At 68.2% G+C, this 17696-nt stretch carries 13 protein-coding genes and 1 pseudogene; 10 read left to right on the top strand and 4 right to left on the bottom strand.

Going from position 1 to position 17696, the window contains the following annotated elements:
• Positions 1–3 precede the first annotated feature (3 nt).
• Complete coding sequence (locus IDM45_RS04195) at positions 4–2214, top strand: sulfatase-like hydrolase/transferase (protein WP_209421774.1); 2211 nt, start codon at positions 4–6, stop codon at positions 2212–2214.
• Complete coding sequence (locus IDM45_RS04190) at positions 2201–3337, top strand: formylglycine-generating enzyme family protein (RefSeq protein ID WP_209421773.1); 1137 nt, start codon at positions 2201–2203, stop codon at positions 3335–3337. Before IDM45_RS04195 ends, IDM45_RS04190 begins: the two co-directional genes overlap by 14 nt.
• 82 nt (positions 3338–3419) lie before the next feature.
• Here IDM45_RS04190 and IDM45_RS04185 read toward each other — a convergent pair whose 3' ends face one another.
• Positions 3420–4754, bottom strand: coding sequence for an MFS transporter (locus tag IDM45_RS04185; RefSeq protein ID WP_209421772.1), 1335 nt, complete (start codon positions 4752–4754; stop codon positions 3420–3422).
• A 306-nt stretch (positions 4755–5060) separates the two neighbouring features.
• Between IDM45_RS04185 and cyoA the strand changes: the two genes are divergently transcribed.
• From cyoA to IDM45_RS04150, 7 genes are read left to right on the top strand one after another with little or no spacing between them, the layout of a single operon-like run.
• Positions 5061–6074 (top strand): ubiquinol oxidase subunit II, encoded by a 1014-nt coding sequence (gene cyoA / locus IDM45_RS04180; protein WP_209421771.1) that lies wholly within the window; start codon positions 5061–5063, stop codon positions 6072–6074.
• A gap of 33 nt (positions 6075–6107) precedes the next feature.
• Positions 6108–8114 (top strand): cytochrome o ubiquinol oxidase subunit I, encoded by a 2007-nt coding sequence (cyoB, locus tag IDM45_RS04175; RefSeq protein WP_209421770.1) that lies wholly within the window; start codon positions 6108–6110, stop codon positions 8112–8114.
• The gene (gene cyoC, locus IDM45_RS04170) at positions 8107–8754 is read left to right on the top strand and encodes a cytochrome o ubiquinol oxidase subunit III (protein WP_209421769.1); all 648 of its coding nucleotides are present in this window, start codon (positions 8107–8109) and stop codon (positions 8752–8754) included. The genes cyoB and cyoC overlap by 8 nt, the downstream gene beginning before the upstream one ends.
• 3 nt (positions 8755–8757) lie before the next feature.
• Positions 8758–9183, top strand: coding sequence for a cytochrome o ubiquinol oxidase subunit IV (gene cyoD / locus IDM45_RS04165; protein ID WP_209421768.1), 426 nt, complete (start codon positions 8758–8760; stop codon positions 9181–9183).
• A 38-nt stretch (positions 9184–9221) separates the two neighbouring features.
• The gene (locus IDM45_RS04160; protein WP_232653446.1) at positions 9222–10004 is read left to right on the top strand and encodes an SURF1 family protein; all 783 of its coding nucleotides are present in this window, start codon (positions 9222–9224) and stop codon (positions 10002–10004) included.
• A complete protein-coding gene (locus tag IDM45_RS04155; protein ID WP_209421767.1) occupies positions 10001–11323 on the top strand; it encodes an ATP-binding protein in 1323 nt (440 codons plus the stop codon). Before IDM45_RS04160 ends, IDM45_RS04155 begins: the two co-directional genes overlap by 4 nt.
• 7 nt (positions 11324–11330) lie before the next feature.
• Entirely contained in the window at positions 11331–11882 is a 552-nt protein-coding gene (locus IDM45_RS04150) for a response regulator transcription factor (protein WP_209421766.1), read from the top strand.
• A 37-nt stretch (positions 11883–11919) separates the two neighbouring features.
• On the opposite strand, the gene IDM45_RS04145 is transcribed toward IDM45_RS04150, so the two are convergent.
• On the bottom strand, positions 11920–13089 hold the full coding sequence (locus IDM45_RS04145) for a CaiB/BaiF CoA transferase family protein (RefSeq protein ID WP_209421765.1): 1170 nt from the start codon (positions 13087–13089) through the stop codon (positions 11920–11922).
• A 101-nt stretch (positions 13090–13190) separates the two neighbouring features.
• Positions 13191–14900: an acyl-CoA dehydrogenase family protein gene (locus IDM45_RS04140; RefSeq protein WP_209421764.1), complete on the bottom strand. Its 1710-nt coding sequence runs from the start codon at positions 14898–14900 to the stop codon at positions 13191–13193.
• A 136-nt stretch (positions 14901–15036) separates the two neighbouring features.
• Here IDM45_RS04140 and IDM45_RS04135 point away from each other — a divergent pair.
• Positions 15037–15926: pseudogene (locus IDM45_RS04135) on the top strand (LysR family transcriptional regulator).
• A gap of 115 nt (positions 15927–16041) precedes the next feature.
• Here IDM45_RS04135 and aceA read toward each other — a convergent pair.
• The gene (aceA, locus tag IDM45_RS04130) at positions 16042–17373 is read right to left on the bottom strand and encodes an isocitrate lyase (protein ID WP_209421763.1); all 1332 of its coding nucleotides are present in this window, start codon (positions 17371–17373) and stop codon (positions 16042–16044) included.
• Positions 17374–17696 lie beyond the last annotated feature (323 nt).

Raw genomic sequence — 17696 nt, 5'->3', positions numbered from 1 at the left:
GCCATGCACCGCAGCCACATTTGCCGCAGATTGTCCGGCCTGTCCGGCGCACTGGCGCTTGCCGCAGTGCTGGCCTCGTGCGGCGGCAGCTCGGGCGGCAGCGGCCCGGCGCCCACGCCCCCGCCGGCGCAGCAGCGGCCCAACATCCTGTTCGTCGTCATGGACGACGTGGGCATCGACCAGATGGCCAGCTTCGGCTATGGCGGCGCCGACGCTCCGCCCACGCCGCACATGGACGCGGTGGCCAGCGCCGGCGTCAGGTTCCGCAACACCTGGTCGATGCCCGAGTGCTCACCGGGCCGCGCCGCCTTCTTCACCGGGCGCTACCCGCTGCGCACCCACATGTACCAGGCGCTGGGGCCGAACGACCTGGCCAACTCGCAGCTCTCGCCCTTCGACGCCACCGTGCCCAAGCTGCTCAAGCAGGCGGGCTACGAGAGCGCCATGTTCGGCAAGTTCCACCTGGCCGGGCCGGAGCACAACGAGGCCGGCAACGCCACACCGCTGCAACTGGGCTGGGATCATTTCTACGGCTGGATCGGCGGCCTGCCCGGCTCCATCGACAGCACGGCGGGCGGCGCCTACGCTGCGGGCGCGCAGGCCTGCGGCTTTTATCCGCACCACTTCGCCGGCTCGTGCCACTTTGCCGATGGCGCCTGCGAGAACCTGCCGCTGGCACCGCTATCCGAGGACGGCAACGGCCTGCAGTGCCTGGCGCGCGGCGGCATCTTCGTCGATCGCCACCAGTGCGGCACGCCCCTGCCGGCCAGCGCGCGGCTGGATTTCGATCGCGAGAACGCCTACTACGTCTCGCCGCTGGTGGTCATCGATGGCGGCCGCACCGAGGCCGTGCCACTGTCCGACCCGCGCGCACGCGGCTACCGCACGACCATTGAAACCGACGCCGCCATCCGCTGGATCAAGTCGCGCCCTGCCGGCACACCCTGGATGGCCACGGTGAGCTACTCGGCCGCCCACACGCCCTGGCAGCACGCACCCAGGCAGCTGTCGCCGCAGACCAGCCCGCGCCTGTCGGGCAACGTGCTGGACTGCGCCAGCCCGGTGGCCGGACGGCTGATCCAGAACCAGATGACCGAGGCACTGGATACCGAGTTCGGCCGCCTGCTGGTCGAGACCGGCCTGGCCACGCGCGCTGCGGACGGCAGCCTGGCCTACGACCCGCAGGCGGGCAACACCGTCATCGTCATCGTCGGCGACAACGGCTCGCTGGGCTTTGCCGTCAAGCCGCCGTTCAGCCTGTCGCTGGCCAAGGGCACGTCCTACCAGACGGGCGTGTGGGTGCCCCTGATCGTCGCCGGGCCGCAGGTGGCGGCGCCGGGCCGCGCCGTGGAGCACATGGTCAACAGCGTCGATCTGTTCCAGTTCTTCGGCGAGCTGGCCGGCCTTGACGTACCTGCCCAGGTGCCGCGCACGCTCGACTCGGTGGGCCTGCTGCCCTACCTGGTCACGCCCGGCCAGGCTGGCCTGCGCAGCATCAACTTCACCCAGTCGGGCGTCAACATCCAGGCGGGCGGCGCGCGCAACGGCCCCTGCGTCATGAGCCGCACGGCCAGCCAGGGTGGCAGCTGCACGCAGATCCCCACCTCCAAGAGTGTCTGCGAGGACAACGCCGGCGTGTGGTGGGGGCCGGGCCACACCGACCCGTCCGTCATCGATCCGGGCGGCGCCGGCCACGCGCAATGCTGGGAGGTCAACCGCGCCATCACCGCTGCCGGCGCCGCGCCCGGCCCGGTGCTGGTGCTGCCCGAACGCACGCTGGCCATCCGCGACGAACGCTACAAGCTGGTACGCAACACCACGCTGAACCACGACCCGGCCACCGGCGGCAGCCGCGAGGACGTGGCCGTCGAGCTCTACGAGATCGACCAGGCGCCGGGCACCCCCCGCCTGGAAGACCCGGACAGCAACAACCTGCTGCGCAGCCCCCTCAGCGCCGGGCAGCAGGCGGCCTATGCCACGCTCACCGCCCGGCTGGACGAGTTGCTGGCCTCCGAGCCAGACTGCCCGGGCGACGGCAACCGCGATGGCGTGGTGGACGCCCAGGATCTGGCGCACTGGCAGCGCATCTCCCGCGACTGGGGCCTGTCCAGCGTTTATGACTTTTTCTTCGATGGCCGCACCGACGCTGCGGATCGGCAGGTCATTGAGCAGCACATGGGCACGGTCTGCCCCAGGCGCCATGGCGTCCATTGAGCAGCCGCAGCCGCAACAGCCGCGCCGGCGCTGGCTGCTGGGCGGCGGTGCCGCCATCGCCGCACTCGCCAGCCTGGGCGGCTGGCAGGCCCTGGCACGGCGCGCCCCGCCGCGCCCGACGCCCCCCACCATCGTGCTGGGCGACGGCGTGCGCGGCCCGGCGGGCATGGCCTGGGTGCCGGGCGGCACCTTTTTGATGGGCAGCGACCACCCCTTGGCCCAGGCCAACGAGCGTCCGGCGCACCCAGTGCGCGTCAAGGGCTTCTGGATGGACACGACGCACGTCACCAACGACCAGTTCGCCGAGTTCGTGCGCCACAGCGGCTACGTCACCACCGCCGAGCGCCAGCCCGACTGGGACACCATCCGCGTGCAACTGCCGCCCGGCACGCCGCGCCCGCCCGACGAGGTGCTGGTGCCTGGGGCCATGGTCTTCGCCGGCACCAGCGCGCCGGTGCGGCTGGACGACCCCGGGCAGTGGTGGCGCTACGTGCCGGGCGCCGACTGGCGCCATCCGCAGGGGCCGGGCAGCTCCATCGAGGGCCGGGGCGACCATCCGGTGGTGCAGGTCAGCCATGAGGATGCGCTGGCCTACGCCCGCTGGGCCGGCAAGCGCCTGCCGACCGAGGCCGAATGGGAGTTCGCCGCACGCGGCGGCCTGGAGCAGGCCACCTACGCCTGGGGCGACGAGGCCCGGCCCGGCGGCGCCATGCTGGCCAACTATTGGGATGCCCGCACGCGGCCCTTTCCGGTGGTCAGCGCGCAGGCGGGTGGCGCGGCGGGCACCCTGCCCGTCGGGAGCTTCCCGGCCAATGGCTACGGCCTGCACGACATGACCGGCAACGCCTGGCAGTGGGTGGCCGATTGGTATCGCGCCGACGAGTTCGCGCGCCAGGCAAGACGCACCCACGGCCCGCTGGACAACCCGCCCGGCCCGGAGCAATCGTTCGACCCGCATGAGCCGGGCGTGCCGGCCGGCGCGCCCCGGCGGGTCATCCGTGGCGGCTCCTTTCTGTGCAACGAGGACTACTGCCTGTCCTACCGCCCCAGCGCCCGGCGCGGCAGCGACCCGCACAGCCCGATGTCGCACGTGGGCTTCCGGCTGGTGCGGGACGCTGACTGAAAATATGGTCAAATCCGGCTCAAACCCTTGCTGGACAAGCGGTGGAAGCTATATTTAAAATAGCAAATCATATGCTGGCAACTCAGCCACGTTGCTGCTCAATCAAGCGGTTGATGCGCAGCGCCGCCAGCGTGCAGACCACGCCCGAGAGCAGATACAGCGACACGGCGCCCAGGCCGAAGCGCACCGACAGGCCCAGCGCCACCAGCGGCGCAAAGGCCGCGCCCAGCAGCCAGGCCAGGTCGGATGACAGCGCCGCGCCGGTATAGCGATGGAGCGCGGAAAAATTCGCCGTCACCGTGCCCGCCGACTGCCCGTAGGACAGCCCCAGCAGCACGAAACCCAGCAGCAAAAAGATGTTGCCACCGGCCACGCCGCCACCGAGCAGCCAGGGCACAGCCAGGCTGAACAGGCCGATCAGCACAGCCATGCCGCCCAGCAGGTTGCGCCGCCCGATGCGGTCGGCCAAGTAGCCCGACAGCACGATGGCCAGCGCCGCCAGAAAGGCACCGGCGATCTGCATACCCAGCACCTCGGTCATGCTGCGCTCGAAGCGCAGCGCCAGCCAGGACAGCGGAAAAATGGTCACCAGATGGAACAGCGCAAAGCTGGCCAGCGCGGCAAAGGCGCCCAGGAAGACGTGGCCGCCCTCGTCGCGCAGCAGCTGCGTGGCAGGCATGGGCTGCAGCTCCTTTTCCTCCAGCAGCTCGGCGTATGACTGCCCGACCACCAGGCGCAGGCGCGCGAACAGCGCCACCACGTTGATGGCAAAAGCCACACAAAACGGATAGCGCCAGCCCCAGGCCAGGAATTCCTCGGGCGTGAGCTGGCCATGCAGATAGGCAAACAGCGCCGCCGCCAGCGCAAAGCCCGCCGGCGCGCCCAGCTGCCCGACCATGGCGTACCAGCCCCGGCGCTCGCGCGGCGCCGCCATGGCCAGGAGCGACGGCAGGCCGTCCCAGGAGCCACCCAGCGCCACGCCCTGCCCGATACGCAAGGCGATCAGGGCAGCGATGGCCGCCGCGCCCACGCTGTCGTAGCCCGGCAGCAGCGCCATGCTGACCGTGCTGCTGCCCAGCAGGAACAGTGCCAGCGTCAGCTTGGTGCCGCGTCCCCAGCGCCGCTGCACGGCCATGAACAAGGCTGTGCCAAAGGGCCGGGCAACAAAAGCCAGGGCAAAGATGGCAAAGGCTGCCAGCGTGCCCGCCAGCGGCGACAGGAACGGGAACAGCAACTGCGGAAAGACCAGCACGCAGGCGATGCCGAAGACGAAGAAGTCGAAGTACTCGGACGAGCGCCCAATGATCACGCCGACCGCGATCTCGGCAGGCGTCGCGTCTTCATCGGTGTGCGCGTGCGCCAGCGAGGCATCGCCCCCGTAGCCGTGTGCGGACAAGGCCATCGAACTGCTGCTCATGGTGCAAAACTCCTGGTTGCGGTGTGGCAGGTCTTGATGCACCTCAAGGGATGCACCCAGGTCGAACCGTTCTACACGCAAGCCACCCAGGCTACAAGTGCTCTTTCACGCAAGCTTTCGGGAAAAATTTCCTTGCTTTGGATCAGCCATTGGCGTTTTCTCGCTTGCCGTCAGCCGCGAGTGTTGATACAGGACAAAATGTCTCACCTTGGGGCAAGCCAGCCACATTACATTTTTGGGCGTTGTGCCATCCGCGTTTACCCCAGGCGCGGCGGCTTTCCCTTGCCTGCTTTCCTCCTTTCACGCATGTTGAACACCTCACGCTTTCGCGGGCCTGCCTGGCTGGCGGCATCTGCTGCGGCTGCCCTGCTGGCCGGCTGCAGCCAGGCCGTCGTGCTCAATCCGGCTGGCGACGTGGCTGCCCAGCAGGGCAAGCTCGTCATCACCGCCACGCTGTTGATGCTCATCATCATCGTGCCGGTCATCATCGCCACGCTGGTCTTCGCCTGGAAGTACCGCCAGGGCAACCAGGACGCGCCCTACGCACCCGACTGGCATCACTCCACCGTCCTGGAGCTGGTCATCTGGACGGTGCCCCTGATGATCATCATCGCCCTGGGCACGCTGACCTGGATCGCCACGCACAAGCTCGACCCCTATCGCCCGCTGGATCGCATCGACGCCCAGCGCCCTGTGGCAGCAGGCGTGCGGCCTCTGGAGGTGCAGGTCGTGGCCCTGGACTGGAAATGGCTGTTCCTGTATCCCGAGCAGGGCATCGCCACCGTCAACGAACTGGCTGCGCCGGTAGATCGGCCCATCCACTTCAAGCTGACGGCCAGCTCGACCATGAATGCCTTCTACGTACCCGATCTGGCCGGGATGATTTACTCCATGCCCGGGATGCAGACCGAGCTCAACGCCGTCATCAACCGCGCCGGCGTGTTCAAGGGCCTGGCTTCGCACTACAGCGGCCCGGGCTTTTCGGGCATGACGTTCAAGTTCCACGGTCTGCCCGAGGCCGACTTCGAGCAGTGGGTACGCAAGGCCAGAGTCGAAGGCCAGGCGCTGGATCAGGCCAGCTACCTGCAACTGGCCAAGCCCAGTGAGCGCGACCCAGTGCAGCGCTTTGCCAGCGTGCAGCCGGGCCTGTACGAGCGCATCCTGAACCGCTGCGTCGAAGACGGTCAGACCTGCCTGCACGAGCAGATGGCCATGGATGCGCGCGCCGCCGCTGGCCTGCCGCGCGACATCTGCACCCCGGCCGATGCGCCGCAGTTCGTGGCGGCACTGCGCCAGCGTGCTGCCCCCGCCGCCCCGTGACCCGAGAAGAAGTATCCGAGCCCGAGATTCGACATGCCTGAACAAATGACACCCAACCACTGGCTGCTGGGCCGCGTCACGTGGGATGCCATCCCCATGGCGCACGAACCCATCGTGCTGTGGACTTTCATCGCGGTGGCGCTGGGCGGCCTGGTGGTGCTGGCCGGCATCACGCGCTATCGCCTGTGGGGCCCGCTGTGGCGCGACTGGATCTGCTCCATCGACCACAAGAAAATCGGCATCATGTACATGATCCTGGGCCTGGTCATGCTGCTGCGCGGCTTTTCCGACGCCATCATGATGCGGCTGCAGCAGGCCATGGCCGTGGGCGAGAACCTGGGCTACCTGCCGCCGCACCACTACGACCAGATCTTCACGGCGCATGGCGTGATCATGATCTTCTTCGTGGCCATGCCCTTCGTCACCGGGCTGATGAACTATCTGGTGCCGCTGCAGATCGGCGCGCGCGACGTGTCGTTTCCGTTCCTGAACAACTTCAGCTTCTGGATGACCACGGGCGGGGCCATCCTGGTCATGCTGTCGCTGTTCCTGGGCGAGTTCTCCACCTCGGGCTGGCTGGCGCTGTCCAACCTGGGCGCGCAGGATCCGGGCGTGGGGCTGGACTACTACATCTGGGGCCTGCAGGTGGCCGGGGTGGGCACGACGCTGTCGGGCATCAACCTGATCGTGACCATCATCAAGATGCGCGCGCCGGGCATGAAGCTCATGAAGATGCCCATCTTCACCTGGACGGCGCTGTGTACCAATGCGCTCATCGTGGCCACCTTCCCCATCCTCACGGCCACGCTGGTGCTGATGAGCCTGGATCGGTATCTCGGCACGCACTTCTTCACGAACGACCTGGGCGGCAACGCCATGCTGTACGTGAACCTGATCTGGATCTGGGGCCACCCCGAGGTGTACATCCTGGTGCTGCCGGCCTTCGGCGTGTATTCCGAGATCGTGCCCACCTTCACCAAAAAGCGCCTGTTCGGCTACACCTCCATGGTCTATGCCACGGTGGTCATCACCATCCTGTCGTACCTAGTGTGGCTGCACCACTTCTTCACCATGGGCTCGGGCGCGACGGTGAACACTTTCTTCGGCATCACGACCATGATCATCTCGATCCCCACGGGCGCCAAGATCTTCAACTGGCTGTTCACCATGTACCGGGGCCGCATCCGCTTCACCGTGCCCATGCTGTGGACGGTGGGCTTCATGTGTACCTTCGCCATCGGCGGCATGACGGGCGTGCTGCTGGCCGTGCCGCCGGCGGACTTCGTGCTGCACAACTCGCTGTTCCTGGTGGCGCACTTCCACAACGTGATCATCGGCGGCGTGGTGTTTGCGGTATTCGCCGGCATCCACTACTGGTTCCCCAAGGCCTTCGGCTACCGCCTGGTCGAATCCTGGGGCAAGGCCACCTTCTGGTTCTGGCTGACGGGCTTCTGGGTGGCCTTCACGCCGCTCTATATCCTGGGCCTGATGGGCGTGACGCGCCGCGTGAGCCACTTTGAAGACCCCAGCGTCCAGCCCTTCTTCGTCGTGGCCGCCTTCGGCGCCGTGCTGATCGCCGCCGGCATTGCCTGCTTCCTCATGCAGCTGTATGTGAGTTTTCGGCGCCGCGATGAGCTGCGTGACGCGACCGGCGACCCCTGGGATGGCCGCACGCTGGAGTGGGCCACCTCGTCGCCCCCGCCGCAGTACAACTTCGCCTTCACCCCGGTGGCATACGAGATCGATGCCTGGTGGGACATGAAAAAGCACGGCTACCAGCGCCCGCTGACAGGCTTTGCACCCATCCACATGCCGGCTAACACCGGCGCGGGCTTCGTGATCGCCATGCTGTCCACGCTGCTGGGCTTTGCCCTGATCTGGCACATGTGGCCGCTGGCCATAGGCGCGCTGGCCGCCATCATCGTGGCGACCATCGTGCACACCTTCAACTACCAGCGCGACTACTGGATCCCGGCCGCCGACGTGGCCGCCGTGGAAGAGGCGCGCACCCGGCAACTGGCCGCTGCATCGCATGTCTGACATCACCCTGAACCCCATCGGCGCCGCCCCTGTGCAGCATCAGCAGCGCCCGCAGCGCCAATACCACCTGGCGCACGAGCCGCACCCGGACAACGGCACGGCGCTGGGCTTTTGGCTCTATCTGATGAGCGACGTGCTCATCTTCGCCGTGCTGTTTGCCACCTATGGCGTGCTGGGCCGTGCCTACGCCGGCGGCCCTGCCGGAGCAGAGCTGTTCGACCTCAAGCTGGTGGCCATCAACACGGCCTTCCTGCTGCTGTCGTCCATCACCTTCGGCTTTGCCATGCTGCAAAAGCAGGCAAAAAATGTGCCCGGCACGCTTTTGTGGCTGGGCATCACGGGCCTCTTGGGCCTGGCCTTCCTGGGGGTGGAGCTGTACGAGTTCGCACACCTGATCCACCAGGGCGCGACGCCGCGCACCAGCGCCTTCCTGTCGTCGTTCTTCACCCTGGTGGGCACGCATGGCCTGCACGTCACCTTCGGCATCATCTGGCTGCTCACCCTGATGGTGCAGGTCAGGCAGCACGGCCTGACGACCGCCAACGTGCGCCGCATCAACTGTCTGTCCATGTTCTGGCACTTCCTGGACGTGGTCTGGGTCGGTGTGTTCACCTTCGTCTATCTGATGGGAGTGCTGTAAACCATGGGCACGCAACAACTCCACGCGGCGCACGAGCACGGCCCCGAGCACGACCACGATGATCTGCACGTCAGCCTGTCGGACTACATACGCGGCTTCGTGCTGGCGGCCGTCCTCACCATCATTGCGTTCTGGCTGGTCATGGCCGGCGTCATCCAGGATCGCACCACGCTGGTGGTGCTGCTGGGCGCGCTGGCAGCGGCGCAGATCGTCGTACACATGGTCTATTTCCTGCACATGAACGGCAAGGTGCAGGGCGGCTGGACGCTGCTGTCCACCATCTTCGCATTGGTCTTTGTGGGCGTGACGCTGGCCGGCACGCTGTGGGTCATGTTCCACATGAACGCGCACATGATGCCGGATCACGCCAACCCCATGTCCGGCGCACCGACGCAACCAGCGCAGCACTCGCAGCACGGGACGCCTTGACGCAGCCAGTCGCCGGCGCAGCACGCCCGCCCCGCCCCTTGCGCTCGCCTGCCGCGCTGGCCCTGCTGGCGCTGGCGGGCGTCTTGCTGTTCAGCCTGTTTGCCGCCCTGGGCTGGTGGCAGCTGGAGCGGCGCGCCTGGAAGCTGCAACTGATGGAGCGCGTCGAGCAGCGCCTGCACACCACCCCCACGCCGCTGCCGCCCCCGGCCCAGTGGCCAGGCATGGACGCCGCGCGCAGCGAATACCAGCCGGTGCAGTTGCAGGGCCGCTGGCTGGCGGACAAGACCGTGCTGACCCAGGCCAGCACCGAGCTGGGCGCGGGTTTCTGGGTGCTGACGCCGCTGCAGCTGGACGGCGGCAGCCAGGTGCTGGTCAACCGGGGCTTCATTCCGCAGCAACTGCGCGCCGGCTGGCCGCAGCGCGATCCCATCGCCCAGGCGCGCGGAGCCGCTGGCGCGCCCGCGCAACTCACCGGGCTGATCCGCATGAGCGAGCCGGGCGGCGGCTTTCTGCGCCGCAACGCGCCCGCCGAGGGCCGCTGGCACTCGCGCGACGTGGCCGCCATCGCCCAGGCCCAGGGCCTGTCGGAGGCAGCGCCCTTTTTCGTCGATGCCGGCATTCCTGCCGCCGCGCCCGCCGGCGCACCGCAAGGCCTACGCGGCAGCGAGGCCGGCCCCTGGCCACGCCCCGGCCTGACCGTGGTGCGCTTCCACAACAGCCACCTGGTCTATGTCCTGACCTGGTGGGGTCTGGCCCTGTTGGTGCTGGGCGCGGCCGCCGTGGTGACGCGCCACGAGCAGTGCCTGCGGCAAGGCGCATGAGCGCCCCGACCGGGACGCCACCGCGCGCCGCGCTGCCCGGGCGCAGCGCGCGCTCTGCCGACGCCGCTGCCGGCCTGAAGAACCTGCTGCAACTCATCGAGCTGCGCTGGCTGGCCGTGGTCGGGCAGGTGCTCACCATGGTGATTGCCCACTACCGCCTGCGCCTGCCCTTGCCGCTGGCCGAGATGCTGCTGGCCGTCGGCTGCCTGGCCGTGTTCAACGCGCTGAGCTGGCTGCGCTGGCGCAGTGGCCTGCAGGTGCGCCCGGTGGAGCTGCTGCTGGCGCTGCTGGTCGATGTGGCGGTGCTCACTGTGCAGCTGTACCTGAGCGGCGGCGTGGGCAACCCCTTCGTTTTCCTGTACCTGCTGCAGGTCACGCTGGGCGCGGCGCTGCTGCGCAGCCGCCACGTCTGGGCGCTGGTGGCGGTCACGGGGCTGTGCATGGCGTTGCTGACGCGCTTTCACCTGCCGCTGCCGCTGTCCATCGACTTCGCACACGGCCTGGCCAGCCCCTATGTGCTGGGCCTGCTGGTGTGCTTCGTGCTCAACGCGGCGCTGGTGGCCCTGTTCATGCAGCGCATCGGGCGCAACCTGCGCCAGCGCGATGCGCGGCTGGCGGCTATCCGCCAGCGCGCTGCCGAGGAGGAACATGTGCTGCGCATGGGCCTGCTGGCCTCGGGCGCGGCGCATGAGCTGGGCACGCCGCTGGCCACGCTGGCCGTCATCCTGGGCGACTGGCGGCGCGACCTGCGGCTGGCGCAGGACGCGCAGCTGCACCAGGAGATCGCCGACATGCAGGCGCAGGTACAGCGCTGCAAGGCCATCGTCAGCGGCATTTTGCTGTCCGCTGGCGAGGCGCGCGGCGAGGCTTCGGCGCAGACCAGCGTCTGCCGTTTTCTCGACGCACTGGTGCAGCAGTGGCGCGCCACACGCAGCGTGGCCGCCTTCGACTATGACAACCGCTTCGGCACGGATCAGCCGATGGTCGCCGACACCACGCTGCAGCAGATGGTCTTCAACGTGCTGGACAATGCCCGGGATGCCTCGCCCGACTGGGTAGGCCTGCGCGCCGAGCGCTCGCGCGATGGCCAGGCGCTGTGCATCAGCGTCATCGACCGCGGCCCCGGCTTCACGCCGGACATGCTGCGCCAGCTCGGCAAGCCCTACCAGTCCAGCAAGGGCCGCCCCGGCGGCGGGCTGGGCCTGTTCCTGAGCACGAACGTGGCGCGCACCCTGGGCGGCAGCATCCGGGCCGAAAACCTGCCCGAAGCCGGCGCGCGCGTCACCATCACCCTGCCCCTGCCGGCCATTGCCCTGTAGAGCCACCATGGACGCCCCTGCCCCTGCCCCTGACGACCGCCAGCTGTTGCTGGTGGAGGACGATGTGGACTTCGCGCGCACGCTGGCGCGCTCGCTCACCCGGCGCGGCTGGCGCGTGCTGCACGCCGACAGCCTGGGCGCCGTGCAGGCGCTGCTGGCCAGCCAGCAGCCAACGCACGCCGTGGTCGATCTCAAGCTGCGCGGCGAGGCCAGCGGCCTGGCCTGCGTGCGTGCGCTGCACGCCGCCAGTGCCGACATGCTGATCGTCGTGCTCACGGGCTACGCCAGCATCGCCACTGCCGTGCAGGCCATCAAGCTGGGCGCCTGCCAATACCTGGCCAAGCCGTCCAACACCGACGACATCGAGGCGGCCTTCGCCCGCACCGAGGGCGACGACGAGGTCGGGCTGACCCAGCGCGCCAGCTCCATCAAGACGCTGGAGTGGGAGCACATCCACCAGGTGCTGGCCGAGACCGGCTTCAATATCTCCGAGGCCGCCCGGCGCCTGGGGATGCACCGGCGCACGCTCACGCGCAAGCTGGACAAGCGCCGGGTGTGAAGCTGGCGCTGCGCCTTCGCTGATCGTGGGCCTGCGCTCAGAGCGCGCCGTCCAGGAAATGCCTGCCTTCGGTCAGGGGTGCGTGGCGGTAGCTGGCCGGCGTGCGCCCGAGCTTGACCGGCGCGCCCAGGCCGCGATAGCCGCCCGCCATCTGCACCACCATCTCGCGGTGCTGCGTATGCGGATGGCTGAGCGCCTGCTGCACGTCCAGCACCGCAGCCGCCGGCACGCCGATGGCCATCAGCGCATCGGCCAGCGGCTGGCCGTCATGGCCGGCAAAGGCCTGCTCCAGCAGCGGCTTGAGCGCGTGGCGATGCACCGAGCGCTGGCCGGCGCTGGCAAAGCGCGCATCCTGCGCCAGCTGCGGCTGGCCGATGTGGCTGCACAGCAGCGCGAACTGCCGGTCGTTGCCCACGGCCAGGAAGATGGGCGCGCCGCCGGTGCGCAGCACATCGTAGGGGTAGATGTTGGGATGGGCGTTGCCGGTGCGCTGGGGCGCCTCGCCACTGGTGAACCAGTTGGCCGCGTGCGGGTGCAAAAGCGACAGGCCGGAGTCGTACAGCGCCGCATCGACCAGTTGCCCCAGCCCGCTTCGGGCGCGCTCGTGCAGCGCCAGCAGCACGCCGATCACGGCGTTCATGCCGGTCACCATGTCCACCACCGGCAGGCCGACGCGCAGCGGCTCGCCGCTGGCCTCGCCGTTGATGCTCATCAGGCCGGCCATGGCCTGGATGGCGGCGTCGTAGCCGGGCAGCGCACCCAGCGGGCCGTCGCTGCCGAAGCCGGACACGCGGCACCAGATCAGGTGCGGCAGTTCGGGGCGCATCTGCTCCCAGCCTATGCCCCATTTCTCCATGGTGCCGGCCTTGAAGTTCTCGATGACCACGTCGGCGCGCGCCATCAGCGCGCGCACGCGCTGCTGGCCCTCGGGCGCCGACAAGTCCAGGTGCTGGATGCGCTTGTTGCGGTTCAGCCCGAAGTAGTAGGAAGCCACGCCGTCCTTGAATGGCGGCCCCCAGGCGCGCGTGTCGTCGCCCTGCGGCGGCTCGACTTTCAGCACATCGGCGCCGTGGTCGCCCAGGATCTGCCCGGCCAGCGGCCCGCCCAGGATGCGCGACAAGTCCAGCACCCGGATGCCGGCCAGCGCCCCCGCAGCCGCGCCCTGGGCGCCCGCAATCGGCGTATCTGCCTGCGTGTTTGCTTGCATTTGAATACTTCAAAAAAATAGCTTTCAGCGCTTGTCCCATAAGGGAAAAACGGGGTTTTCGTTGATATTTCAAAGCCTGCTCGCAGGCTGTGCGGACAGCTTCACGCCAGCCAGCTGGCCGGCACCGCAGCGCCGCCGCCCAGCGGATCGCGCGGCAGCACGCGGTGCGCCAGTGCCAGCTGCGCCAGGCGCAGGCGCTCGGCGGAGCCGGTGCGGCCTGCCTCCCAGGTCATGGCGATGGCGGTAGTGCAGTTGTACAGGGCCGTGGCGGCCTGGCGCACCAGGGCTTCGCCGTCCTCGGCCACGGCCCGCTCGGCCAGGCGTGCCGCGCCGGCCAGCGCATCGGCCAACGCCTGGCGGTAGGCTGCAGTGATGCCGCCGGTGTCGGCCAGCAGGCCCAGCAGGTGCTGCTGCAGCACCGGCAGCGAGCCCTCGCGGCGGATGGCGCGCCTGACATCCAGCGCCACGATGTTGCTGGTGCCCTCCCAGATCGAGCCCAGGTGCGCGTCGCGCACCAGGCGCGGGTCGGCCCATTCCTCGATGTAGCCGCAGCCGCCGCGCACCTCCATGGCATCGCCCGTGACCTTGCGCGCATCGCGGCAGGCGCGGAACTTGATCAGCGGCGTGAGGATGCGCAGCAGCGCATAGGCGCCCGGCTCGCCCGCGTCCGAGCGGGTCAGCGCGGCGGCCGTCTGCAAGACCATGGTGCGCGCCTGCTCGGCGGGCACGCGCAGCTTGTCCAGCTGCACCTGCATCAGCGGCAAGTCCTGCAGTTGCTTGCCGAAGGCCCAGCGCTCGCGGGCGATGAACTCGGCCTCGGCCACGGCGCGGCGCATCATGCCCGCCGAGCGCATACCGTTGGACAGGCGCGAGTTGTTGACCATGTCGGCAATCTGCACGAAGCCCCGGCCCTGCTCGCCCACCAGATAGGCCACGGCGCCCTCCATACGGATCTCGCCGCTGGCCATGGAGCGCGTGCCCAGCTTGTCCTTGAGGCGCACGATGCGGTAATGGTTGGCGCTGCCGTCATCGAGCGTGCGCGGCAACAGGAACAGCGAGATGCCCTTCATGCCGGGCGGCCCGCCCTGCACGCGCGCCAGCACCATGCCGAAGCCAGCGTCGGGGTTGGAGCAGAACCACTTCTCGCCATACAGGCGCCAGGAGCCGTCTTCCTGCGCAGCCGCCACGGTCAGCGTGTTGGCGATATCGGAGCCGGCCGCCTGCTCGGTCATGAACATCGAACCCTGCACGGCGGAGTCGAAGTCCATGGCCAGCAGCGTGGGCAGGTATTTGCGCACCAGCGCCTCGTCGCCGTATTTCTTCAGCGTGCGCGTGAGCGAGTCGGTCATGGACAGCGGGCAGCACAGGCCGAACTCGGACTGCACGAACAAATAGGTCAGCGCGTACTTGACGATGGCCGGCAGCCTGCCCGGCCAGCCCAGCATGTCCTCGCGGTGCGAGATGGCGGCCAGGCCGAATTCCTGGAAGGCGATCTTCTCCATCTCGACATAGGCCGGGTGCTTGTGGATGCGCTGCTCGTCCCTGCCACTGCGGCTGCGCACCTGCAGCGTGGGCGGGTTGCGGTCGGCCTGCAGCGCCCAGTCATCGACCACGCCTCCGGCCAGCTCGCCCATGCGCTCGAAGTACGGCTGCAGGTGCGCGTACAGGTCGGCCGGCAGGTACAGCCGCAGCAGCTGTTGCAGCTCGGGGTCGCTGGTGTAGTTGTTGACGTGGCCACGGTCGGGCACGGGATGGGCGGCGGCGCTGGCCTGGGCCAGGGCGCTCATCTGGGTCTGGTCGGCGGCGGACATGGGGATTCTCCTGGGACTGGACGACTGGACGTATGCCCTGATTGCAGCAGACCGATCGATTCAAGTCCAATATCAATAAGCACTTCGACCATTGGCTATCCGAATGCCACCCTCTCCCTCACCCAGCACATCGACCATGGAAACCCGCCTGCTGCACTACTTCGTCACCCTGGCCGAGGAGCTGCACTTTGGCCGCGCCGCGCAGCGGCTGTGCATCTCGCAGCCGCCCCTGAGCGTGGCCATCCGGCAGTTGGAGGAGCAGCTGGGCGCGCAACTATTCGAGCGCAGCAGCCGAGGCGTGCGCCTGACCGCCGCCGGCGCGCATCTGCACGCGCGCGCAAGCCAGCTGCTGGCGCTGGGGCGCCAGGCCGCGCAGGAGACGCGCGACATCGCCCAGGGCACGCGCGGGCATCTGCGGCTGGGCTTCGTCGGCTCCAGCCTGTACCGGGGCCTGCCGCAGGCACTGGCGCAGATGCAGCGCACCCATCCCGATGTGCGCGTGGACATGCTGGAGGCCAACAGCGCCGAGCAGCTGCTGGGCCTGCAGCAGCTGCGCCTGGATGTCGCGCTGGTGCATTCCATCCAGCCGCCCGAAGGCATTGCCAGCCGGCTGATCGCCGCCGAGCCCTTCGTCGCCTGCCTGCCCGCCGGCCATGCGCTGGAGGCGGCGCCGGCCATCGATCTGGCACGGCTCGGGGGCGAGCGGCTGATCCTGTTTTCCAGCCTGGTGTCGCCGGCCTATCACCAGCGCATCCATGAGATGTGCCAGGCGCACGGCTTCGTACCCGAGGTGCGGCACGAGGTGCGCCACTGGCTGTCGGTGCTGGCGCTGGTGTCGCTGGGCCAGGGCGTGGCGCTGGTGCCTGCGGCCCTGCAGCGCGTGGGCCTGCCGCGCCTGGTGTTCCGGCCCTGCTGGGCGAGCATCCAGCCTCGGAGATGCTGGCCATGTGGCGCAGCGGGCCGGCCAATGCGCTGGTGCAGGCGCTGCTGGGGCATCTGCAGGAGGCGGCGCAGGCGCTGCCATGAGGGCCTGGACGCGAGTGCCACGAACAGCAAGGCCACCCGCTGGGGTGGCCTTGCGCCGGTCGGTGCCGGTCGGTGGCGCCAGTCAATGGCGCCGGCAGTGCCTGGCTGCGTCAGATCAGTGGAACTGCTCTTCTTCGGTCGAACCCGTGAGTGCCTTGACCGAGGACGAGCCGCCCTGGATCACGGTGGTCACGTCGTCGAAGTAGCCGGCGCCGACTTCCTGCTGGTGCGACACGAAGGTGTAGCCCTGCTCGCGAGCGGCGAACTCGGGTTCCTGGATCATTTCCACGTAGTGCTTCATGCCCTGGCCGCGCGCGTAGGCGTGGGCGAACTTGAAGGTGTTGTACCAGTTACTGTGGATACCGGCCAGCGTGATGAACTGGTACTTGTAGCCCAGCGCGGACAGCTCGTCCTGGAACTTGGCAATCGTCGCGTCATCCAGGTTCTTCTTCCAGTTGAAGGACGGCGAGCAGTTGTAGGAGAGCAGCTTGCCGGGGCAGGCGGCGTGGACGGCCTGGGCGAACTCGCGGGCAAAGCCCAGATCGGGCGTGCCGGTCTCGCACCACACCAGATCGGCGTAGGGCGCGTAGGCCACGCCGCGGCTGATGGCCTGCTCCAGGCCGTTCTTGACGCGGTAGAAGCCTTCCTGCGTGCGCTCGCCGGTCAGGAAGGGCTTGTCGTTGGCGTCGTGGTCGCTGGTGATCAGGTTGGCGGCCTCGGCGTCGGTGCGGGCCAGCACGATGGTGGGCACGCCCATGACGTCGGCGGCAAAGCGCGCGGCGATCAGCTTCTCGCAGGCTTCCTGCGTCGGCACCAGCACCTTGCCACCCATGTGGCCGCACTTCTTCACGGCAGCCAGCTGGTCTTCGAAGTGAACGCCGGCAGCGCCTGCGGCGATCATGTTCTTCATCAGCTCGAAGGCGTTGAGCACGCCGCCGAAGCCGGCCTCGGCGTCAGCCACGATGGGCAGGAAGTAGTCGATGAACTCGGCGTCGCCGGGGTTGATGCCACGGCCCCACTGGATTTCGTCGGCGCGCTTGAAGGTGTTGTTGATGCGGCGCACCATGGTCGGCACCGAGTCGTAGGCGTACAGCGACTGGTCGGGGTACATGGTCTCGCTGGTGTTGCCGTCGGCGGCGACCTGCCAGCCCGACAGGTACACGGCCTCCAGGCCGGCCTTAGCCTGCTGCATGGCCTGGCCGGCGGTGATGGCGCCAAACGCATTCACGTAGCCCTTCTTGGCGCCGCCGTTGACCTTTTCCCAGAGCTTTTCCGCGCCGCGCTTGGCCAGCGTGTACTCGGGCTGCAGGCTGCCGCGCAGGCGCACCACGTCGGCGGCGCTGTAGCCGCGCTTGATGCCCTTCCAGCGGGGGTTTTGCGCCCAGTCCTTTTCCAGGGCGGCGATCTGCTGCTCACGGCTCAGTTGAGCGTTCAGGGTATTGGTCATGTGACTCTCCAAAACGGGGGTTGAATGATCGGCTTGGGCGCTGGCACATCTGCAGCGCCGTTGGATGAACTTTAAGTCTTGTATAAGACTTGTGCAACATCTTATGTCTTATATAAGACACAATTTTTCTGATTAAAAAACAACATCTTGCCGCGCGCATTTCTTGTTGCGGAAAATTTCTTCCTGCAATGAGAAAAAATGTGGCGCCGCAGCAAGTCATCTTTTCACCAAACGAAAAGATGATTGCACCATGCGGGAATCCCTCCGTCTGCAGCCACCTGCCGCGTGCCACTGCCGGCTCGGCTCGGCTCGGGCATGATGCG

The sequence above is a fragment of the Melaminivora jejuensis genome, assembly GCF_017811175.1.
Taxonomy (GTDB): Bacteria; Pseudomonadota; Gammaproteobacteria; order Burkholderiales; family Burkholderiaceae_C; genus Melaminivora; species Melaminivora jejuensis.
Note: the sequence above shows the minus strand (reverse complement) of the source record. Positions and strands in the feature narration are given on the sequence as shown.

Excerpts from the sequence above, each read along its gene's own strand:
- IDM45_RS04195 (WP_209421774.1), top strand. The coding sequence starts at position 4 with ATGCACCGCAGCCACATTTGCCGCAGATTGTCCGGCCTGTCCGGCGCA.
- IDM45_RS04190 (WP_209421773.1), top strand. The coding sequence starts at position 2,201 with ATGGCGTCCATTGAGCAGCCGCAGCCGCAACAGCCGCGCCGGCGCTGG.
- IDM45_RS04185 (WP_209421772.1), bottom strand. The coding sequence starts at position 4,754 with ATGAGCAGCAGTTCGATGGCCTTGTCCGCACACGGCTACGGGGGCGAT.
- cyoA (WP_209421771.1), top strand. The coding sequence starts at position 5,061 with ATGTTGAACACCTCACGCTTTCGCGGGCCTGCCTGGCTGGCGGCATCT.
- cyoB (WP_209421770.1), top strand. The coding sequence starts at position 6,108 with ATGCCTGAACAAATGACACCCAACCACTGGCTGCTGGGCCGCGTCACG.
- cyoC (WP_209421769.1), top strand. The coding sequence starts at position 8,107 with ATGTCTGACATCACCCTGAACCCCATCGGCGCCGCCCCTGTGCAGCAT.
- cyoD (WP_209421768.1), top strand. The coding sequence starts at position 8,758 with ATGGGCACGCAACAACTCCACGCGGCGCACGAGCACGGCCCCGAGCAC.
- IDM45_RS04155 (WP_209421767.1), top strand. The coding sequence starts at position 10,001 with ATGAGCGCCCCGACCGGGACGCCACCGCGCGCCGCGCTGCCCGGGCGC.
- IDM45_RS04150 (WP_209421766.1), top strand. The coding sequence starts at position 11,331 with ATGGACGCCCCTGCCCCTGCCCCTGACGACCGCCAGCTGTTGCTGGTG.
- IDM45_RS04145 (WP_209421765.1), bottom strand. The coding sequence starts at position 13,089 with ATGCAAGCAAACACGCAGGCAGATACGCCGATTGCGGGCGCCCAGGGC.
- IDM45_RS04140 (WP_209421764.1), bottom strand. The coding sequence starts at position 14,900 with ATGTCCGCCGCCGACCAGACCCAGATGAGCGCCCTGGCCCAGGCCAGC.
- aceA (WP_209421763.1), bottom strand. The coding sequence starts at position 17,373 with ATGACCAATACCCTGAACGCTCAACTGAGCCGTGAGCAGCAGATCGCC.